This window comes from Lamprobacter sp., from assembly GCF_034860625.1.
In the GTDB taxonomy this organism is placed as follows: Bacteria; Pseudomonadota; Gammaproteobacteria; order Chromatiales; family Chromatiaceae; genus Lamprobacter.
Map to the genome: position 1 here is coordinate 1 of NZ_JAYESN010000204.1, position 5,635 is coordinate 5,635.

Consider the following 5,635-nt stretch of genomic DNA (forward strand, 5'->3'; position numbering starts at 1 on the left):
AATGCGCAGCAGCGCCAGATCATGCGCCTCATCCTGCGCGATCATCGTTGCTCCACGCGCCTGCGCCTGCGACCCGCCAGCCGGGACGAACGCCGCCAAGAACTCCTTCCGCTCCCTGTTAAGCTTATCGGGAACCACATGAAAGTTAGTGATCACATGGCGACCATCCGCCACCGCAAAGCCGGTGCCACGAATCTGCGCCCGCGGCTGCCGCGTTTCCTGATAGGTGCCGATGCCGACCACCGAGGGCTTGACGCGCTCGATGGTGGTGGGGAGGTTGTTGGCCCAGGAACTGCTGCTTGAGAGCAACGTCAAACCCAGCAGACCTAGCAGTATCCAGCTTCTCCAGCACGCGTTAGGAACTTGGAACTGGGTGATGCTCATCTTATCGACTCCATCAGAAAAACCTAACTTTCGGCTACACTATGGCAACGCCTGAAGACTCTGGCCAGGGAGATGTCAGAAAACTTGACACATGCTTCGAGTGATCAGCTGGACTAAGCTCACAAGGCAAAGCTAGGGAGCTGATTTTGAAGTGAAACTGAGACTAGGCGCGGAAAATGCATTCAACTTAGTCACTTAAGCGAAAACAGTGACTTTATTCTGTTCATGGCACTTAGCCTCGCTCGCGGGGATGCCTAAGAGCAGTCGAAAACCCTACACAGGAGCGGTCAAAAATGCGTTCAGAAGACTATAATGCAAGCACGGCTGAACAAGATCAAACGACACAGGCAGATCAGGCAAGCGATGCCAAACAAAAGCAACAAAATGCACGTCGACGCTTACTGAAGGCAGCGACTGTCGCCCCAGTCATTTACACATTACCGAACGGAACAGCTCTTGCCGCAACGTCCTCGACCTGCCGTGAAGATTCGGTGGTGAGTGTTTCAAAAGAAACAGAAACAGACGTTGATGGAAATCAGATAGAGACAGGCAATCTCGTCAGCAGCGATGGGCGAATTTTTGAGCCAAGCAATTCTGGCGATCCTAATGATCCTACTGTTTATTACAATTCCACAAAAAAGTATGTTTCCGAAGGTGAAAGTACGCTCGTAGCCGAATCTTGCTGGAGTTCAGTCAACGCTCAAACGGCAAGTTCAACGAACCATTTCCAAAGAATCGTTTAACACTGTGCCGCACTTTAAGCATCTATATTACATGATGGATGATGGCGGCGTTCTCTTTGACAAGACGACATGGAAAACACATATCCTAACAGCATCAGCCGCACTCGTTTATGAGACGCTGATTGAAAGCAACAGCGGGCAGGCGGCATCGAAGGAGGAGATCTACCGCATCCTGCAGAACCAGCTTCAGCTTAATCCCAGTGCGCCAGAAGCAACACGGCTCTTAGCGATGCTCAACATGCTTGGCATCGTTCGCTGATGGCTGTGTTGAACCCGCGGTTACGTGAGCTGCAGTTCCACGAGATCTTCCAACAATGCCGCGCCGGGCATCTCGCCATTGTCTACGGCGCGGCCACCGTGCGCGTGCGAAGCTCCCTCAAGGTTTTCGCGCAATCGTTGCAAAGCACTTATGGTGCTTTCCGACTTCCGCAATCCTCTCAAGCCAAGTTCGCCGACTATCATGTCGAGGTGACCCGACCGCGCAACCCGCGCGCGTTCATTCGCTCACAATCGCAATTCCGCATTGATGGTATTCAGCCTTTTGACCCCTTTCCACTAGCAAATGCCCTACCGCTCTTTGAATGGGGAGTCAATTGGTGCTTCGGCCAACGCGCCAATCAATATGTGTTGCTACACGCTGGCGTACTGGCTAAAGGCAAGCGGGCTGTTATCATGGCAGCACCGCCCGGCTCCGGCAAAAGCACCCTCGCCGCAGCCATGATGCTTCGCGGGTTTAGGCTGCTCTCTGATGAATTCGGCGTTCTGCGACCCGAGACCGGCGATCTCATCGCCATGCTTAAACCGGTCGCACTCAAGAACCAATCAGTCGAAGTCATTCGCGCCTTTTCTGATAAAGCGGTGATTGGCCCGCTATTTACTGGTACCCGCAAGGGCGATGTCGCGCATCTAGCAGCAAACGACGCGAGCGCCGATGCGGTTCACCATCCCGCTCGCCCTGCATTAGTGATCTTCCCTGCTTTCCAAGCCGGCGCTGCGCTCGACAGCCATCGCCTGCCTGGTAAAGACGCCTTTGCCCACCTCGCTTTCAACAGTTTCAACTATCATCTGCTCGGCGCAATCGGCTTCGAGGCCATTGCCAATGTCATCGCCGCCTGCCCGGCTTACGCACTGCACTATAGTGATCTTGACGCGGCTATCAGCCAGATCGACAGGCTACTCGACAAGGCCAGCGAAGGAACATCCGTCGATGCCATCTGAGGTCCAGCCCCGACCAATATCGACCCATCCATTCATGCCGGCTGAAGCCAACACCCAATCCAAGGCTAGGCTGCCCATGCCAGCTGGCCAACACCTGCTTCCGTTGCTCGGCGCGCCCGAGTACGCGCAGCAAATGCAGCTCGCCGACTGGGACGGCACACTGCGCCTCGCCCGTCAAGCCAGAGTGCTCGGGATGCTCTCTCATCGGCTCCGCGTGAACGAAGCCCTGTGGTCAGCGATCCCAGAACCTGTACGCGACCATCTCCAGGCCGCGATCAACTATGCAGCCTACCGTGCACACCTGGTGCGGACCGAATTACGCGACTTGGAATGCGCGCTACCCAGTGATCTTCCGATCACCCTGCTCAAGGGGGCCGCCTATCTGCTCCAGGACATACCTCAAGCCCGAGGGCGGAGCCCCAATGATGTCGATCTGCTGGTGCGTCGCGCCGACCTCAATCGCGCTGAAATCGCCCTGAAGACAGCCGGCTGGCAAGCTGAAGCCAAAGACGCCTACGATGAGCGCTATTATCGTGAATGGAGCCATGAACTGCCGCCGCTGCGCTATCCCGGGCACCCCCTTGAAGTCGACCTACATCACACAATTGCTCCCATTACCAGCCAAACCCGCGCGGATGACAAGCTGCTATTCTCGGACCTGCGCCCCATCACTGGCTCACGCTTTCTCGTACTCTGTCCTGCGGACCAGATCATCCACGCCATCATTCACCTATTCCAAGACTCAGAACTCGACGGCGAATTACGCGGCTTGGTTGATATCGACGCCCTCCTGCGCACCTACCTGCGCTCCAATGCTGACTGGCAGGCACTCATTGAGCGCGCGCACCAACATCAAGCCACTCGCCTGCTCTGGTATGCATTACACTACTGCCACAGTTGGCTGAAAACTCCGATACCCATGGATTTAACGCTCTCCAAACCACCAATCGCCGCTCGTGTGGCGTTCGATTGGACGTTTGAGCGCATCTGCCCACCACGGCTCCCCGATACTGGACTGAGCCTGACCCAAGGTCTTGCCGCCCAAGCTGCAAAGGTCCGCTATCATAGTCTGCGCATGCCGCCAGCATTACTGGCACAGCATCTGCTGCACAAGGGCTGGATCGCGGTCTCGTCTCGTCATAGGGGAAGCAAGCAATAAGAGAGAGTCTGTGCATGTTTGCTAGACAGCCTAGAGCAACGACAGCGTTGCGTTTATTTCTTGGTTACATTGCATCTGTTGGCCTATTGGTCAACCTGATGGTCTTCGCGTTTTTTATGTACTGGGCAGCTAATAAATTTCTTTAAGCTGAGGATAGCATCTTCAGAAAATCGGACTTTTGCTCAAAAAGTCAGTGCTTTCAGGACGGGGTAATCCCCCACTGCAGCTTTCGACCGGCTACCATAATAGGTATTCCCAGGAGGCTTTTCTTTGCCGCCAATAATCACGTTATCGCGGAATTCAATATCATCAGTAGCAACGGTATTCAGCAATTTTCCACCTCGCTCACGATCAATATAAAAAGTATTCCGCCGGATTGTCACGCGATGACTACGCCCTTCGGCACCATTTTTTAACCCCTCTAAGCCATAGCCGATAAGATCCCAGTTCTCGCTACCAGGTCCTTCACCCAATATAGACCCCGTAAGCAAGAAAACACCACCATTAGGTAGATCAATCAAGCGGCTATCCCTAGCATTTAACGACGCTACTAAACTATCTCTGATGACGGTCACATCGGCACGAGACTTGATCTCATGCCCAGCATTACGGGCAGACAAACTCCAAGAACGAACAAAACTTAAAGTGCCACTGTTGACATAAAGGTTATGTCCGAGATTGCCACTTTCGTCATAACCACTATCGTGAAAATAGCTGTCAAATATCTTGATTTCACCACCATTGTGGCCGGTCAGCATCCCCATCTGTGCATGATGGAAATGGACACCTAAAAGTGTAACATCGCCGCGCTCCTGTCGAACACAACAGCCATTTCCATCGCCGACCTTGATGTGCGAACAGGTTAACCCCTCAATCACCACATTCGCCCTGACCACTAGCGCACCTTTACCCTGGATAGTCTTACGATAGAGCCTTGCACCAGGCTCGGCCAGGATATGGATATCGGCCTTACCAATGGTTGCAGCTTGCTTATAGACACCACTGCGCATCAAAACCACGCCCCCTGGAGAAACTCGCTTGATCGCATCTGACAGCTCGGAGCTATCACAGCCAGGCCCAGCCTCATCTTGGGAGCAAAGTGTGACTAGACCGTTTTTGAGAAGACGATCGATAAAAAGCCGGCGAATAGCATATTCTGGCCATTCTATCTCAACATCAGCGAGTTCTCCGCCGACTAAGGTTACACCCTCAGTTAACCCTTCCAATGGTGGTGTATCATCAAATCCAGCCGTAATTAAGCGCTCCACACCAGAAACAAAGAGATTACGCACTGTAAAATGGTCAGCTTTGCCCTCGATACGCACCAGCCAAGGACAAGAACCTTCGCTACATTGACCGCGGACAATCAGATCAGAGAGCGTCCAAAAAGACCCATCGATCAGGAAACCGGCTCCATCCTCAATAGTGAGGATCGTCGATTCAATATCACTGCCCCGAAGCACTATCGGTGCATCGGCCAAGCCTTGACTCCCAAGCATCAATTGACTATTCAGTCGATAATGGCCAGGCTCAAGTTCTATCTGTGTTCCAGGCTCCGCAGCCTCCAATGCGCGAGTCAACGCATCTACAGTACCGACCTTCACAACTCGCAGCTCAGGCTGCTTGCTGATCAGCCAGCGATTTTTGTCAGCGCTCGGAACCGGCTCCCCCTGAGAAGTATATCGAGGAGCTGTATCAAGCCTTAGCGCACTAGCGCCATTGCCCTCCCAAATTGGCAACTTAAAGTCAACATCGTGCGACAAAACGGTCTTTGGATCAGTCACAAGACCACTATCAAGCATCACGAACTGGGCGAAGCGAGCAATATGGCGAGATCGTGAGCTGTCATGATCTAGGTATTCAATGCCTTTACTGAGATATCGGTAGAGCGATGCTCCAGTTGATTGGAAATGAAGAAAAACAGCCACTCCAACCATGTGAGCCACAAATCCACTGATCAGCAAGTAATAAAAAAAGATACGCATGACCTGCTCTTGGTGTTACTGCACTTAACTTATCGAGAAGAATGTTAGGGATCGGTCGACTTAGGTATTTCAGGCACAAAATTCGGAAAACGCGGACCAGCCCCGGGGGTCCAAACATTGGACTTATCGTTTACGGATTGCTGTTT

Annotated in this window: 6 protein-coding genes; 4 read left to right on the top strand and 2 right to left on the bottom strand. The window is 52.9% G+C overall.

All coding sequences use genetic code 11. The features are described from left to right. On the bottom strand, positions 1-384 hold a 384-nt coding region (locus VBE63_RS23965), incomplete at its 3' end, for a serine protease (RefSeq protein ID WP_323685533.1). A 293-nt stretch (positions 385-677) separates the two neighbouring features. Between VBE63_RS23965 and VBE63_RS23970 the strand changes: the two genes are divergently transcribed. The 4 genes from VBE63_RS23970 (at position 678) to VBE63_RS23985 (ending at position 3,504) form a co-directional block, all read left to right on the top strand. Then, a complete protein-coding gene (locus VBE63_RS23970) occupies positions 678-1,127 on the top strand; it encodes a hypothetical protein (RefSeq protein ID WP_323685534.1) in 450 nt (149 codons plus the stop codon). 31 nt (positions 1,128-1,158) lie between these two features. Further along, positions 1,159-1,386, top strand: coding sequence for an HPr-rel-A system PqqD family peptide chaperone (locus VBE63_RS23975; RefSeq protein ID WP_323685535.1), 228 nt, complete (start codon positions 1,159-1,161; stop codon positions 1,384-1,386). Then, the gene (locus VBE63_RS23980; RefSeq protein ID WP_323685536.1) at positions 1,386-2,345 is read left to right on the top strand and encodes an HprK-related kinase A; all 960 of its coding nucleotides are present in this window, start codon (positions 1,386-1,388) and stop codon (positions 2,343-2,345) included. The genes VBE63_RS23975 and VBE63_RS23980 overlap by 1 nt, the downstream gene beginning before the upstream one ends. Before the next feature lie 76 nt (positions 2,346-2,421). After that, complete coding sequence (locus VBE63_RS23985) at positions 2,422-3,504, top strand: nucleotidyltransferase family protein (RefSeq protein WP_323685537.1); 1,083 nt, start codon at positions 2,422-2,424, stop codon at positions 3,502-3,504. A gap of 182 nt (positions 3,505-3,686) precedes the next feature. Here VBE63_RS23985 and VBE63_RS23990 read toward each other — a convergent pair whose 3' ends face one another. Continuing rightward, complete coding sequence (locus tag VBE63_RS23990; RefSeq protein ID WP_323685538.1) at positions 3,687-5,489, bottom strand: hypothetical protein; 1,803 nt, start codon at positions 5,487-5,489, stop codon at positions 3,687-3,689. Between the last annotated feature and the right edge of the window lie 146 nt (positions 5,490-5,635).